The organism is Neisseria elongata subsp. elongata (assembly GCF_900113545.1).
Taxonomy (GTDB): domain Bacteria; phylum Pseudomonadota; class Gammaproteobacteria; order Burkholderiales; family Neisseriaceae; genus Neisseria; species Neisseria elongata.
The window spans coordinates 397,545-411,738 of sequence record NZ_FOPS01000001.1; the positions used below are offsets into that span (position 1 = coordinate 397,545).

Here is a 14,194-nt window from a genome sequence, read left to right on the forward strand (position 1 = left end):
TTTTCAGACGGCCTTCAAAGCATCCAATACTTCCTGCGCATGTCCGGCCACTTTGACTTTGCGCCATTCGTGCGAAATTTCGCCGTTTTCGTCCAGCACGAACGTGCTGCGCTCGATACCCAGCGATTCCTTGCCGTAGAGTTTTTTCAGCTTGATAACGTCAAACTGCTTACAGACGGCCTCATCTTTGTCGCTCAATAATTCAAATTGGAAGCCCTGTTTGGCGCAAAAATTCTGATGCGATTTCACGCCGTCGCGCGAAATACCCACCACCGTATAACCCAAAGCCTGAAACTCCGGCAGCAGGCGGTTGAAATCCAAGCCCTCGGTGGTACAGCCGGGCGTGCTGTCTTTCGGATAAAAATAAACCACCAGCGGCAGATGGCCGGCAGAATCGAAATCGCTGCCGGACGATGACGGCAAAGTAAATTGATACGGCATTTCGCACTCCTGAAAAAGCGCGATGGTAGGCCGTCTGAAAACAATAGGCAAGGCTTGGAAGGCACATCTTCTTTTTCAGACGGCCACTTATCCACAGTTTACCTATTTTAACGCTTGACTTATCCACAGGAGGCTCTATATAGCGTGGCATGAAAAATCAAACCGAGTAAGGAGTCATCATGAGATTCGACAAATTAACCGCCAAATTCCAACAAGCCCTTGCAGAAGCTCAGAGTTTGGCGTTGGCTGCGGACAGCAGCTATCTGGAAGCAGGCTTCGTGCTGAAAGCCCTGCTTGACGATCAAAACAGCGGAGCCGCTGCGCTCTTGGCTCATGCGGGCGTGAATGTGCCACAGGTGAAACAGCGTTTGCAGCAGCATTTAAACAGCCTGCCGAAAGTATCCGGCCAAGGCGGCGATATTCTGCCCAGCCGCGAATTGCAGGCGGTGTTGAACCTGATGGACAAAGCGGCAACCAAACGCGGCGATGCCTATATCGCCAGCGAACTTTTCCTGCTCGCCTTAGTGCAGCAGAACGATGCGACCGGCAAAATCCTGAAAGAAGCCGGTGCGACCGAACAAAACATCAACGCCGCGATTGACGCGGTACGCGGAGGACAAAACGTGAACGATGCCAATGCCGAAGACCAACGTGATGCGCTGAAAAAATACACGCTCGACCTGACCCAGCGCGCCCGCGACGGCAAACTTGACCCCGTTATCGGCCGCGACGACGAAATCCGCCGCGCGATTCAAGTGCTGCAACGCCGCACCAAAAACAACCCCGTGCTCATCGGTGAACCGGGCGTGGGTAAAACTGCCATCGTTGAAGGCTTAGCACAGCGCATCGTCAACGGCGAAGTGCCTGAATCCCTGCGCAACAAACGCCTGCTGGTTTTGGATTTGGCGGCATTGATTGCCGGCGCGAAATACCGCGGCGAATTTGAAGAACGCTTGAAAGGAGTGTTGAACGATTTGGCGAAAGACGACGGCAACACCCTGATTTTCATCGACGAAATCCATACTTTGGTCGGCGCGGGCAAAACCGACGGCGCGATGGATGCAGGTAATATGTTGAAACCGGCTTTGGCGCGCGGCGAACTGCACTGCATCGGCGCGACCACCTTGGACGAATACCGCCAATATATCGAAAAAGATGCGGCACTTGAACGCCGCTTCCAAAAAGTATTGGTCGGCGAACCCAGCGTGGGAGACACCATCGCCATCCTGCGCGGTTTGCAAGAACGTTACGAAATCCACCACGGCATCGACATTACCGATCCCGCCATCGTTGCTGCCGCAGAGTTGAGCGACCGCTACATTACCGACCGCTTCCTACCCGATAAAGCGATTGATTTGATTGACGAAGCTGCCAGCCGCATCAAAATGGAGTTGGACAGCAAACCCGAGCAGATGGACAAACTCGACCGCCGCATCATCCAGCTCAAAATGGAAAAAATGCACGTTGCCAAAGAGAGCGATGACGCCAGCAAAAAACGTTTGGAACTGATAGACGAAGAAATCGACGGCCTGCAAAAAGAATACGCCGATTTGGACGAAATCTGGAAAGCCGAAAAAGCCGCGTCTTCCAGCACCGCCGACATCAAGAAACAGATGGACGACATCAAAGTCAAAATCGAGCAGGCCAAACGCCAAGGCGACTTCGCCCGCGCGTCTGAACTCGAATACGGCGAGTTGCCGAAATTGGGCGCACAGTTGCAGGCGGCAGAAAGCAACACTGACGGCAAAAAACAAAACAAACTCTTCCGCACCGAAGTTGGCGCAGACGAAGTGGCCGAAATCGTATCGCGCATGACCGGCATCCCCGTATCCAAAATGATGGAAGGCGAACGTGACAAGTTGCTGAAAATGGAGGAAGTATTGCACCGCCGCGTGGTCGGTCAAGACGAAGCCGTGCGCGCCGTGTCCGACGCCATCCGCCGCAGCCGCTCCGGCCTTGCCGATCCGAACAAACCTTACGGCAGCTTCCTGTTCCTAGGTCCGACCGGTGTGGGTAAGACCGAGTTGTGCAAAGCCCTGGCTGGTTTCCTGTTTGACAGCGAGGACCACCTCATCCGTATCGACATGTCCGAATACATGGAAAAACACGCCGTTGCCCGCTTAATCGGTGCGCCTCCGGGCTACGTCGGCTACGAAGAAGGCGGCTACCTGACCGAACAAGTCCGCCGCAAACCGTACAGCGTGATTCTGCTGGACGAAGTGGAAAAAGCCCATCCCGACGTGTTCAATATTCTGTTGCAAGTATTGGATGACGGCCGCTTGACCGATGGACAAGGCCGCACCGTGGACTTCAAAAACACTGTTATCGTCATGACTTCCAACATCGGCAGCCAGCACATCCAACAAATGGGTACGCAGGACTACGAAGCCGTGAAAGAAGCGGTGATGGAAGAAGTGAAAGCCTACTTCCGTCCTGAAATGATCAACCGTATCGACGAAGTGGTCGTGTTCCACGGACTGAATCAGGAGAATATCCGCAACATCGCGAAAATCCAGCTCAAAGGCTTGGAAAAACGCCTAGAAGCGCAGCACCTGCACCTGAAAGTGGACGATGCCGCCTTGGATTTGATTGCCAAAGCCGGTTTCGACCCCGTGTACGGCGCACGCCCGCTCAAACGTGCCATCCAGTCGGAAATCGAAAACCCGTTGGCCATGGCGTTGCTCGAAGGTAAATATGCGCCCGAAAGCACGATTCATGTGAAAGAAGAAGGCGGCAGGCTGGTGTTTGCCTGATTTGAACGCAGTGTGAAATAAGAGGCCGTCTGAAAATCCCGCACAGGTTTTTCAGACGGCCTCTTCCTATTGCAATTAAATAATCTCGATACAAAACATTCGGCAAACGCTTTAGTCCTTCGTTATAATATACTCCGTATGCACTGTCGCATATTTTTAAAGTTAGGACAAACAAATGAAAATGAAATGGCTTGCCCTAGTAACGGCTGCCGCATTGGGTTTAACTGCTTGCGGAAACAAAGACAAACAGGCATCCGCACCGGCACCTGACGCCCCCGCACAAACCGCCTCAGGCAATACGGCAGGCACTCCCGCACCTGCCGACAAACAGGCCGAAGAAGCCAAACCCGTGGTTTCTTCAGGCAATTTCCTGGCTGACGCCGCTGCCCTGCAAGCTGCAGAAGATGCATTGAAAGCCCTGCCGCAATTCGGCGGCAAACCGGTTAACATTTTCCAAAATATCCATTTCTATGGCGGCGAGCGTCCGCGCATCATTGCGGAAATCCAAGACCCCAATAATCCGGACAATATCGACCACTACGAATTTGAAGACGGCAAATGGAGCGAACCGCAGCCGGTCCGCATTTCCGGCGGCGGCAATATGAAAGACAATGTGTTCCCTTTGGCTGAAATCAAGTTTGCCGATATTGCGAAAATCACTCAGGTTTTCAACGAAAAAGCCAAAGAAGTAAACGCGGAAGGTGCGGAGTTGGATCATGTGTACTACTCTTTGTTTGTGCCGACAGGCAAAACCAAATGGTATACCAGCAATCTCTCAACCGACCGCGCGGAATACGAGTTTGAGTTTAACAAAGACGGTTCTTTGAAAAGCTTTAAAAAACGTTAATCGTTAAGTAGCCGTGCCTTTTGAACGGCGGTGCTTATGCGGTAGTGCATAGTCAAGATTCCGCCGCTCAGTCAGGCTCAATTTAGAGGCCGTCTGAAAATCCCGCAACGGGGTTTTCAGACGGCCTTTGTTTATTTTTCCGCCAACAGGCTCAGGAGGAGTTTTTTTTCTGCGTCGTTGAGGCCGCCTTCGACGGTTTTCCTTTTCAGTGCTTCGAGTTGCGCATGGCGGAATTCTTTGATCAGTTTTCCCATGCCGTCTGAAAAGGCGGTTTCGTTTTCTTCGCCGCCGTCTTCGCCGTCATCCAAACCGCCGGCTTGATAAATCTGCTGCAAGACATTTCCGGTGTCGGTGCTGCGGAAGTGTTCCCAAATGCGCGCATGGTCGGGCGGGGTGCTGCCGGAGAGGATGAAGTCGGCGATGTTGGCCAGGCAGGCGGTATCGCCTTCGAGGACGACGTATTCGGGCAGGCGGACGTGAACCGCCCAGGCGGGATTGGACAGCAGGCTGCGGATTTGGCGTTGCGCGAGGGTCAGCATGGCCGGCTGGCGGCGGGTTTCGCGCGGCAGTTTGTAACTTTTGGCCTGTACGCGGCGCGGCGGGGTTTCCTGCCCGAGCAGGACGGCGAGGTCTGCGGGGTCGATGCCGACGAGTTCGGCCAGCCGTTGTTTGAGCAGGAAGCCGAGGGCGGGCGCGGTAATTTGTGCCAGAAGCGGTGCGGCGGTTTTCAACAGGCGCGATTTGCCTTCCTGCGTCGCCAGGTTGAGGCCGTCTGAAAGTGCCTGCCAGAAATATTCGGACAGGGGTTTGCTCTGATGGATGAGTGCGTCTTCAAATTGCGTTTTGCCGTGGGCGCGGATGTAGCTGTCGGGGTCGTGTTCGGGCGGCAGGAAAAGGAAGTGGAGGGATTTGCCGTCTTTGAGCTGCGGCAGGGCGTTTTCAAGCGCGCGCCAGGCGGCTTTCCGGCCTGCGGTATCGCCGTCGAAGCAAAAATAGATTTCGTCGGACTGCCGCATCAGGATTTTGATGTGTTCGCCCGTGGTGGAAGTGCCGAGTGAGGCGACGGCGTAGGGAATGCCGAACTGCGCCAAGGCCACCACATCCATATAGCCTTCTACGACGAGTATCCGTCCTGCATCGCGTACGGCGTTGCGGGCTTCGTAGAGGCCGTAGAGGTTGCGGCCTTTGTCGAACAGCGGGGTGTCGGGCGAATTGAGGTATTTGGGCTTGCTGTCGTCCAAAACGCGGCCGCCGAAGCCGATGATGCGCCCTTGCTGGTCGCGGATGGGAAACATAATGCGGTGGCGGAAACGGTCGTAGTATCGGTTTTGCTCTTCGTTATGGATGACCTGCCCGCATTCCGTCAGGGCGTTGTTGGGATAGGGCTGGAAGACTTGCGCCAGCGGCTGCCAGCCGTCGGGTGCATAACCCAATCCGTAATGGCCGATGATTTCGGCATTCAGGCCGCGTCCGTCGAGGTATTGGCGTGCGGGCGGGTTGATTTGGAGCTGGTGGCGGTAAAAATCGGCGCAGGCTTGCAGGGTTTCTTCCAGCGTTTGCTGTTTTTTCTTGCGTTCGGCACGGATTTCCGGTGCTTCTATGCGCCCTTTTTCGTGCGGAACCGTCATGCCTGCGCGGTCGGCAAGGTATTGGACGGCATCGGGGAAACTCATGCCCTGCTGTTCCATCAGAAAGCCTATCGCGCTGCCGTGCGCGCCGCAGCTGAAGCAGTGGTAGAACTGTTTGCTCGGGCTGACGGAGAACGACGGCGTTTTTTCTTTGTGAAACGGACAGCAGGCCATGTAGTTCGCACCGCTTTTCTTCAACGGCACGCGTTCGTCTATGATGTCTACAATGTCGGTTTTTGCCAGCAGGTCGTCGATAAAGTCGGAAGGAATCATGGGCGGCGGTTGCGGAGGATGAGGGAATACAGGATGCGGAACAGCAGCAGCGCGGGTATCGTTGCCGCCATATAGAGGAAGAACTCGCCGCCGCCGATGCGGTCGGACGCAAAAAGATAACCAAACCACATAGCGGCGGCAAAGGTGGTCAAAATCACCGTCATGGTAAAGGTTTTGTGATTCATATCGCGCTTCCTCGAATTCGGGCGGCCGGAAATCGAAGCATACCGAAAAAGCCGCCGCATTGCCATTTCCGCACTCCGAGGCCGTCTGAAAAAACTCAGCCGCCTTTTTCAGACGGCCTTCGGCTATAATCCGCTTCTTTTTCTATTTTTGGAACCCCGATGCACAGCCCGGCCTACCTGCAACAACTCGACGATAAAACCGCCCTGCTCCGCCGCCTGTTTTCCGGCATACCCATGCCCGAATGGCAGGTTTTCCCTTCACCCGAACAGCATTACCGGATGCGTGCCGAATTCCGCATTTGGCACGAAGGCGACGGCATCAGCTACGCCATGTTCGAGCGCGGGCAAAAAGCGGGCACAGCCTCGCTGATCCGCCTCGCCGATTTCCCCGCCGCATCTGTCGCCATCAACCGCCTGATGCCGCTTTTACTGGCCGAACTGTCCACCGACCCGTTGTTGAAAAACCGCCTCTACCAATGCGAATTCCTCAGCACCTTGAGCGGCGAAATGCTGGTCAGCCTGATTTACCACCGCAAACTCGACAACGGCTGGAAACACGCCGCCCTTGCCCTACAGGAAAAACTCGGCATATTCGTCATCGGCCGCAGCAAGGGGCAGAAACTGGTGCTGGCGCAGGATTTCGTTACCGAAACGCTGACGGTAAACGGCGAAACCTTCCGCTACCGCCAAACGGAAGGCGGCTTCACCCAACCGAATGCCGCAGTATGCGAAAAAATGCTGGAATGGGCATGCGATTGCGCCCAAACGCCAAACGGCGACCTGCTCGAACTCTATTGCGGCAACGGCAACTTCACCCTGCCGCTCTCCCGCCGCTTCCGCCGGGTCTTGGCCACCGAAGTTTCCAAAACCTCGGTACAGGCGGCACAATGGAACATCGAGGCAAACGGCGCGGACAACATCCGCATCGCCAGACTGTCGGCAGAAGAATTCACCGAAGCGTTTAACGGCAGCCGCGAATTCCGCCGCCTGCAGGAACAGCAAATCGACTTGGCCGAATACGGCTTTTCCACCGTCTTCGTCGATCCGCCGCGCGCGGGCGTGGACGACGACACCTTAAAACTGCTGGCGCGTTTCGACCGTATCATCTACATCTCCTGCAACCCGGAAACCTTACGCGCCAATCTGGACGCGCTGCTGCAAACGCACACAGTGGAACGCGCCGCCCTATTCGACCAATTCCCGTTCACCGGCCACATCGAAAGCGGGCTGCTGTTACACAAAAAGGCCGTCTGAAAACGTCAAACGGCAACGCAAAAATAGGTTAAAATCGGCCGTCTGTCGTTTTTCATTCCCATGCGGAGCATTTATGAACCAATTCGAACCCTCTTCTTTCCAACCCGAACCGCCCCCCGCACCCGTGCCGCAGCAACCGCAAGGCAACCAGCCGCCGCGCCTGTTTGCCGAGCCGCGCAAAGTTCCTGCCGGCGAAGGTGCGGCGTGGATAGGCGATGCCTGGCGGATTTTCAAAAAACGCCCGGGCACATGGGTATTGATGATTTTCATCATGTTTCTGATTATGTTCGTCGGATCGTTTGTCCCCGGCGTCAGCATGGTCACCAACCTGTTGCCGTTATTCTTCACCGGCGGCTTTATGCTTTCCTGCGACGCGCTGGAAGAAGGCGGCGAACTGGAAGTCGGCTACCTCTTTTCCGGTTTCAAATACAAATTCAAAGAACTGGTCATCCTGACCCTGCTCTATTTCACGGCAATCCTATTCATTGTGCTCATCGCCGGCATCCTGCTCGCCGCTTTTGTCGGCTTCAATTTCGGCAGCGACTTCCAAGCCGCTGTGGGCGGCAATGTTTCTGCAGAAGACTTCTTAATGGTTATATTGCTGTTTTTGATCATGCTGCTGTTTATCATTCCCGTCCAGATGACTATTGTCTTCTCTCCCGCCCTGGTCGTCCTGCACGACGTGCCGCCGTTTGAGGCAATGAAGATGAGTTTCAAAGGCTGCCTGAAAAACTTGGGGGCGTTTTTGGTCAACGGATTGGCATGGGCAGGTATCAGTCTGATTTTCTTCGGCATCTTCTTTGCTATTATTGCTTTATCCGCCGGCGTATCCAGTATGAGCAGCGGCGATATCGGCGTTGGTCCCGCCATCGCCATGTTCCTGCTGTTCATCCCGATATATTTTGTACTCGCCAGCCTGACCAGCCTTACCTCTTATACCTGCTACCGCAGCATCTGGACCGATCCGCCGCTGCGCCGCAACGGCCGTTAAACCTGAATCTGAAGGCCGTCTGAAAAACCGCTTGTGCGGACTTTCAGACGGCCTTTGAACATTCATCAGCCAACGGTACGGCAAGGCAAGACGGCATATGTGATACGGCAATGCCGCAATTCGCTGCCTTATCCCGAAAATTCATTTGACCCGCCATACGAAAAGGCCGTCGCGAAGTTTGATGTTTAATAACGGTCGGAAATCAAGCCGTTCTCATCCCAGAAAGTGCGGCTGATCAATTCGTCGTCCTGATAAACAGTTTCCGATTTTTTCGCGCCGTTGTCATACCATTCCAAAGTAAAGCCGCTGCGTTTTTTGTTGGCGAAATTCAGTTCGGCGGTGATGCGCCCCTGATTGTCCCAGCTGACCATTTCCACAGGCTGGTCGTTCTTCATCAGCACTTCGCTTTTCGGGCTGCCGTCGGGATACCATTGCCGCCATTTGCCTTCGGCTTTGTCGTTGTGGAATTCGATTTCGCTTTCCTTGCGCCCGTTTTGGTAATAGCGAACGCCCGTCCCTTCCGTTTGGCCGTTTTTATACGGCATTACAGCGGATTTGTTGCCGTTGTTGTGCCAGTTGGTCCATTCGCCGTGCGGCTTGCCGTTTTGAAACGGGGCGGACATTTTCTGTTTGCCGTTGAAATGCCACAGGGTAAGCGTGCCGTTTTCCAATTGCGGCACGAATTGGCGGATTTGCTTCAACGGCGCGTGGTAGGGGTCGGAATATTTTTTGCGCGACGGATAATAAAAATCCTGTACCGCCGCATGATTGCCCGACGGGGTGTATTCGCGCACATAAGCGATGGCGGCCGGTTTGTCGGTCGGCCTGCCCTGCTGGTCGAAATAGATTTTCTGCGGAGCCGCCCAGGCGGCGGAAGCATAAGCGGCAAGCATGGCCGCAAACAGGGTTTTATTCATTATTTCTGCCAATAGGTTTTGATGTTGACGAATTCATATAAACCGAATTCGGATAGTTCGCGCCCGTAGCCCGAAGCTTTCACGCCGCCGAAGGGCAGGCGCAGGTCGCTGCTGGTGTGGCGGTTGATGTATACCGCGCCGGTGTGCAGTTTTTCGGCGTAACGCCAGGCGGCCGCTTCGTCCGCGCTGTAAATGCTCGCGCCCAAGCCGTAGGGATTGTCGTTGGCCAGCTCTACCGCATGTTCGGCATCGCGGGCACGCAGGATGGCGGCAACGGGGCCGAAAACTTCTTCGTGATAGGCGCGGCAGGCGGGATTGACTTTGTCCAGCACGGTGGCGGGATAGAACCAACCTTGTCCGGCGGGGATTTCGCCGCCGCACAGGATTTGCGCGCCGTTTGCCGCAGCATCAAGCACTTGGGCATGGACGCGCTCGCGTAAATCGGCGCGGTGCAGCGAAGCGAGCGTGGTTTGCGCGTCGAGCGGGTCGCCGGTTTGAAGTTTGGCGCATTCGTCCAGAAACAGGCGGATGAAGGGTTCGGCCACGGCTTCGGTAACGATGATGCGCTTGGCGGCGTTGCAAGACTGCCCCGCGTCGCGGAAACGGGAATAGCACGCGTCTTTGGCCGCCTGCCGCAAGTCGGCATCAGGCAGGACAATGAAGGCGTTGCTGCCGCCCAGTTCGAGCACGGTTTTTTTCAGACGGCCTCCCGCTTCGGCAGCCAGTATGCGGCCGGTGTCGGCCGAACCGGTAAAGGCCAGCGCGTCCGTATCGGCGATTGCCTGCGGGATGTCGGCGTGTTCCAACCATGCCGGCATCAGCGGGATGTCGCCGCCGACCAATTCAAACAGTGCGTTGCTGACGCGGGCGACGCTTGGCGCGGGTTTGACGGCACAGGCGTTGCCGGTGCACAGGGCGGGGACGGCAAAACGCAGCACCTGCCAAACTGGGTAGTTCCACGGCATGACGGCCAGCACCACGCCCAAAGGTTCGAAACGCACCTGGCTCAGGCTGGCCTGTGTGGCGATGGTTTTGTGCGCCAGCAGCTCGGGGGCGAGGCGTGTGTAGTAGCGGATGAGTTCGACCGATTTGTCGAGTTCGGCGCGGCATTCGGTCAGACAGCGGCCGACTTCTTCGCTGACCATGCGCGCCAGCCTGCCGCGTTCGGCATCCAGGCGTTGGGCGAAGGCGGACAGCAGCGCGGTGCGCGCAGTAACGGGCTGTGCGGAAAAATGCCGCTGCCGCTGCCGGAGCGCGCTTAAGGCCGTCTGAAATTCGGCCTGACTCTGCGGCGGGCGTTCATATAGGGTTTCGCCTGTCAGGATGTGGATGCTGCGGAACAATCTGAACTCCGTTTTTTGGGGTTGGACGGTTTGGGTCGTCATTTGTTTTCAGACGGCCTTTTTGCTTGATGGGGAGGCCGTCTGAAAAAGCGTAATCATACGCTGTTTATGGCGGAAAGTTTATATTTTATGGTTATTTGCCTGCCTTGGGACAGGTATAAACGAAAGTGGCCGGGCAGATTGCCGCGCACCCCTCGCCGCACGGCCGTCCGCCAAGTTATAACCATTCTGTCTTAACATACAACCACACAGTCTTTTTATTTTCAGACGGCCTGAATTACATTGTCGGCCTGTTTTTAACCATAACCAACCGACCATGCGCCTGTTAAAGACTCCCAGCGTACTGCCCGGCTTCAACATCAGCCTGGGGATTACCGTTCTGTGCCTGTCGCTGCTGGTGGTGCTGCCGTTTGCCATGATGGCCGTTACCGCCGCCGGCATGGGTTTTTCTTCGTTTTGGCAGACCATCGCCGAGCCGCGCGTACTGTCCGCCGTATGGCTGACGCTGAAAATGTCGTTTTTCGCCATGCTGACCAACATCGTTTTCGGCACGCTGACGGCATGGGTGCTGGTTCGTTATGAATTTCCCGGCAGGGGTTTGGTGAACGCGCTGGTGGATTTGCCTTTCGCGCTGCCCACGGCGGTAACCGGCATCGCGCTGGCCACGCTGTACGCGCCCAACGGCTGGCTGGGGCGGTTTTTCCCGTTCAAAATCGCCTTCACGCCGACAGGTATTTGGATTGCCCTGGTGTTTGTCAGCCTGCCCTTTATCGTCCGCGCCGTGCAGCCCGTGATGGAAGAATTGTCGGGCGAATACGAAGAAGCCGCCGCCACGTTGGGCGCGGGCCGTTTCACCACTTTCCGCCGCGTGCTGCTGCCCGAAATCGCCCCCGCCCTGCTCACGGGTGCGGGCATGATGTTCGCGCGCGCGACGGGCGAATTCGGTTCGGTCATCTTCATCGCGGGCAATGTGCCGATGGTGTCCGAAATCCTGCCGCTGATTATCACCGGCAAGCTGGAACAGTATGACGTGCAGGGCGCGTCCGCCGTCGCGCTGTTTATGCTGTTGATTTCCTTCTCTATCCTGTTTGCGCTCAATATCGCCCAATGGGCTTTGGGCAAACGCGCCGGAGCGAAAGCATGAAAACCAATCCGAATATTACCGAACCGCGCCCGCTGCAATGGCTGCTTATCGGCATCGCGCTGCTGTTTCTTGCCGTGATGCTGGTCATCCCGCTGACAGCCGTGTTTGCCGAAGCCTTGAAGGGCGGCTGGCGGCTGTATCTGGCTTCGCTTTCCGACCCCGAAGCCTTATCGGCCATCAAATTAACCCTGATAACCGCCGCGATTGTCGTTCCCGTTAATGCCGTCTTGGGCGTGGCGATGGCGTGGCTGCTGACCCGTTTCGACTTCCGCGGCAAGCAGTTGCTGACCACCCTGCTCGATTTGCCGTTTTCCGTATCGCCCGTGGTGGCCGGTTTGATGTTCGTCTTATTGTTCGGCGCACACACGGCATTGGGCGGTTGGCTGGAAGCGCACGGCATACAGATTATCTTCGCCATCCCCGGCATTATTTTGGCTACGCTGTTCGTTACCTTCCCCTTTGTCGCGCGCGAAATCATCCCGTTGATGCAGGCACAGGGCGACAGCGAAGAACAGGCCGCCCTGATTCTCGGCGCAAACGGCTGGCAGATGTTTTGGCGCGTTACCCTGCCCAACATCAAATGGGCGCTGCTCTACGGCGTGATTCTCACCAACGCCCGCGCGATGGGCGAGTTCGGCGCAGTCAGCGTGGTATCGGGACACATACGCGGCGAAACCAACACCATCCCGCTACTGGTCGAAATCTTCTACAACGAATACAACTTTGTCGGCGCGTTCGCCCTGTCCAGCATTCTGGCCCTGCTGGCCATCGCCACGCTGGCGATACAGGACATCCTTACCAAAATCCAACAGAAAAAACACCGCGCCGCCGAAAGGGAAGCAGCATGAGCATCACCATCGAAAATCTGAACAAGCACTTCGACGCGTTCCACGCCCTGAAAAACATCAACCTGACCGCGCCGACCGGCAAGCTCACTTCGCTGCTCGGCCCCTCCGGCTGCGGCAAAACCACACTGTTGCGGATTATCGCCGGATTGGAAAACGCCGACGGCGGCAAAATCCTGTTTGACGGACAGGACGTTACCGCCAAACACGTCCGCGAACGCAAAGTCGGCTTCGTTTTCCAGCATTACGCCCTATTCCGCCACATGAATATTTTTGACAACGTGGCTTTCGGGCTGACCGTACTGCCGCGCAGTCAAAGGCCGTCTGAAAAACAAATCCGCAGCAAGGTTGAAGAACTGCTGAAACTGGTACAGCTTCCCCACCTCGCCAAATCCTACCCGCACCAGCTTTCGGGCGGCCAACGCCAACGCATCGCCCTCGCCCGTGCCCTTGCAGTCGAACCCAAACTGCTGCTGTTGGACGAACCCTTCGGCGCACTCGATGCCAAAGTACGCAAAGAATTGCGCACCTGGCTGCGAGACATCCACCACGAATTGGGCATCACCAGTATTTTGGTCACGCACGACCAAGAAGAAGCCTTGGAAGTCTCCGACCAAATCGTTGTCATGAACCACGGCAAAATCGAACAGGTCGGCAACGCAGCCACACTCTACCGCCAGCCGAACAACGCTTTCGTAACCGAATTCTTAGGCAACACCGATGCCTTTGAAGGCCGCATCGAAAAAGGCGAATGGCGTTATGGCGAATTTGCCTGGCCTCTGAATCGACAATATCGCTGGCAGGAACAGCACGCGGTCGGCTACATCCGCCCGCACGAATGGGAAACCAACGCCCAAAACCCCATGCTGGCGGGTACAATCGCCAACATCCACGTTTCCGGCGCGCTCACCCACCTGACACTTACCCTGCCAGAAGGCCGTCAGGTTCATGTCGATTTCGCCACATCGGAAACAGGCCGTCTGAACCTTCATATCGGCTGTGAACTCAAACTCTCCCCCCGGCAAGTGTATGTTTTCGGTCAAAGCGAACTGATTGATTACGCAATCTAGGAATTGGATGCAAAGAGGCCGTCTGAAACACAAGGCAGGTAAGGTTCCGTCCCCCCTTTCTTTTTCAGACGGCCTGAGACCTTTGCAAAAAAGCCTTTCCTCCAACAGCCGAAACCCAAACACAGGTTTTCGGCTGTTTTCGCCCCCAATCACTCCTAATTTTACCCAAATGCCCCCTTAATCCTCCCCGGATACCTGATAATCAGGCATCCGGGCCGCCTTTTATGCGGCAACAGGCACACTTAGCCTGTTGGCCGCTTTCAACAGGTTCAAACACATCGCCTTCAGATGGCTTTGCGCACTCACTTTAAGCAGCCCGAAATAGGCTGCCCGGGCATAGCGGAATTTACGGTGCAGCGTACCAAAGCTCTGTTCGACCACATAACGGGTCTTCGACAAATATCGGTTGCGTTTGGTTTGCACTTCCGTCAGCGGACGGTTGCGGTGGGCTTTGCGCATAATGCCGTCTAACAACTGATGCTCTTTCAGATGTTGCCGATTTT

At 55.8% G+C, this 14,194-nt stretch carries 13 protein-coding genes; 7 read left to right on the forward strand and 6 right to left on the reverse strand.

Annotated elements, in window-relative coordinates:
* Positions 1–3: 3 nt before the first annotated feature.
* On the reverse strand, positions 4–441 hold the full coding sequence (locus BM261_RS01975; protein ID WP_049248585.1) for a peroxiredoxin: 438 nt from the start codon (positions 439–441) through the stop codon (positions 4–6).
* Positions 442–620: 179 nt separating this feature from the next.
* On the opposite strand from BM261_RS01975, the gene clpB reads away from it, so the two are divergent.
* Both clpB and BM261_RS01985 read left to right on the forward strand, forming a co-directional pair.
* Positions 621–3,194 (forward strand): ATP-dependent chaperone ClpB, encoded by a 2,574-nt coding sequence (gene clpB, locus BM261_RS01980; protein ID WP_074894582.1) that lies wholly within the window; start codon positions 621–623, stop codon positions 3,192–3,194.
* 175 nt (positions 3,195–3,369) lie between these two features.
* Complete coding sequence (locus BM261_RS01985; protein ID WP_074894584.1) at positions 3,370–4,041, forward strand: hypothetical protein; 672 nt, start codon at positions 3,370–3,372, stop codon at positions 4,039–4,041.
* Between the two features lie 131 nt (positions 4,042–4,172).
* On the opposite strand, the gene dnaG is transcribed toward BM261_RS01985, so the two are convergent.
* Positions 4,173–5,942, reverse strand: a complete 1,770-nt coding sequence (gene dnaG / locus BM261_RS01990; RefSeq protein ID WP_074894586.1) for a DNA primase — start codon at positions 5,940–5,942, stop codon at positions 4,173–4,175.
* Positions 5,939–6,127: a hypothetical protein gene (locus BM261_RS01995; RefSeq protein ID WP_074894589.1), complete on the reverse strand. Its 189-nt coding sequence runs from the start codon at positions 6,125–6,127 to the stop codon at positions 5,939–5,941. The genes dnaG and BM261_RS01995 overlap by 4 nt, the downstream gene beginning before the upstream one ends.
* 159 nt (positions 6,128–6,286) lie before the next feature.
* Here BM261_RS01995 and trmA point away from each other — a divergent pair, with 159 nt between their 5' ends.
* Positions 6,287–7,381, forward strand: coding sequence for a tRNA (uridine(54)-C5)-methyltransferase TrmA (trmA, locus tag BM261_RS02000; RefSeq protein WP_074894591.1), 1,095 nt, complete (start codon positions 6,287–6,289; stop codon positions 7,379–7,381).
* A 73-nt stretch (positions 7,382–7,454) separates the two neighbouring features.
* Positions 7,455–8,372, forward strand: a complete 918-nt coding sequence (locus BM261_RS02005; RefSeq protein WP_074894593.1) for a BPSS1780 family membrane protein — start codon at positions 7,455–7,457, stop codon at positions 8,370–8,372.
* 185 nt (positions 8,373–8,557) lie between these two features.
* Here BM261_RS02005 and BM261_RS02010 read toward each other — a convergent pair whose 3' ends face one another.
* Together BM261_RS02010 and BM261_RS02015 are read right to left on the reverse strand one after the other, a co-directional pair.
* Positions 8,558–9,289: a toxin-antitoxin system YwqK family antitoxin gene (locus BM261_RS02010; RefSeq protein ID WP_074894595.1), complete on the reverse strand. Its 732-nt coding sequence runs from the start codon at positions 9,287–9,289 to the stop codon at positions 8,558–8,560.
* On the reverse strand, positions 9,289–10,674 hold the full coding sequence (locus BM261_RS02015) for an aldehyde dehydrogenase family protein (protein WP_370446632.1): 1,386 nt from the start codon (positions 10,672–10,674) through the stop codon (positions 9,289–9,291). Before BM261_RS02015 ends, BM261_RS02010 begins: the two co-directional genes overlap by 1 nt.
* A gap of 274 nt (positions 10,675–10,948) precedes the next feature.
* On the opposite strand from BM261_RS02015, the gene cysT reads away from it, so the two are divergent.
* Genes cysT through BM261_RS02030 form a run of 3 tightly spaced genes read left to right on the forward strand, consistent with a single transcriptional unit; the run spans position 10,949 to position 13,691 of the window.
* Positions 10,949–11,776 (forward strand): sulfate ABC transporter permease subunit CysT, encoded by an 828-nt coding sequence (cysT, locus tag BM261_RS02020; protein WP_074894598.1) that lies wholly within the window; start codon positions 10,949–10,951, stop codon positions 11,774–11,776.
* A complete protein-coding gene (gene cysW / locus BM261_RS02025; RefSeq protein WP_074894601.1) occupies positions 11,773–12,624 on the forward strand; it encodes a sulfate ABC transporter permease subunit CysW in 852 nt (283 codons plus the stop codon). Before cysT ends, cysW begins: the two co-directional genes overlap by 4 nt.
* On the forward strand, positions 12,621–13,691 hold the full coding sequence (locus tag BM261_RS02030; protein WP_074894604.1) for a sulfate/molybdate ABC transporter ATP-binding protein: 1,071 nt from the start codon (positions 12,621–12,623) through the stop codon (positions 13,689–13,691). The genes cysW and BM261_RS02030 overlap by 4 nt, the downstream gene beginning before the upstream one ends.
* Before the next feature lie 222 nt (positions 13,692–13,913).
* Here the strand turns inward: BM261_RS02030 and BM261_RS02040 are convergent.
* On the reverse strand, positions 13,914–14,194 hold a 281-nt coding region (locus BM261_RS02040; RefSeq protein ID WP_143095745.1), incomplete at its 5' end, for a transposase.

Bases quoted from the DNA above. Each gene is read 5' to 3' on its own strand.
- clpB (WP_074894582.1), top strand. From the start codon at position 621: ATGAGATTCGACAAATTAACCGCCAAATTCCAACAAGCCCTTGCAGAA.
- BM261_RS01985 (WP_074894584.1), top strand. From the start codon at position 3,370: ATGAAAATGAAATGGCTTGCCCTAGTAACGGCTGCCGCATTGGGTTTA.
- BM261_RS02010 (WP_074894595.1), bottom strand. From the start codon at position 9,289: ATGAATAAAACCCTGTTTGCGGCCATGCTTGCCGCTTATGCTTCCGCC.
- BM261_RS02015 (WP_370446632.1), bottom strand. From the start codon at position 10,674: ATGACGACCCAAACCGTCCAACCCCAAAAAACGGAGTTCAGATTGTTC.
- cysW (WP_074894601.1), top strand. From the start codon at position 11,773: ATGAAAACCAATCCGAATATTACCGAACCGCGCCCGCTGCAATGGCTG.
- BM261_RS02030 (WP_074894604.1), top strand. From the start codon at position 12,621: ATGAGCATCACCATCGAAAATCTGAACAAGCACTTCGACGCGTTCCAC.
- BM261_RS01995 (WP_074894589.1), bottom strand. From the start codon at position 6,127: ATGAATCACAAAACCTTTACCATGACGGTGATTTTGACCACCTTTGCC.
- BM261_RS01975 (WP_049248585.1), bottom strand. From the start codon at position 441: ATGCCGTATCAATTTACTTTGCCGTCATCGTCCGGCAGCGATTTCGAT.
- dnaG (WP_074894586.1), bottom strand. From the start codon at position 5,942: ATGATTCCTTCCGACTTTATCGACGACCTGCTGGCAAAAACCGACATT.
- BM261_RS02005 (WP_074894593.1), top strand. From the start codon at position 7,455: ATGAACCAATTCGAACCCTCTTCTTTCCAACCCGAACCGCCCCCCGCA.
- cysT (WP_074894598.1), top strand. From the start codon at position 10,949: ATGCGCCTGTTAAAGACTCCCAGCGTACTGCCCGGCTTCAACATCAGC.
- trmA (WP_074894591.1), top strand. From the start codon at position 6,287: ATGCACAGCCCGGCCTACCTGCAACAACTCGACGATAAAACCGCCCTG.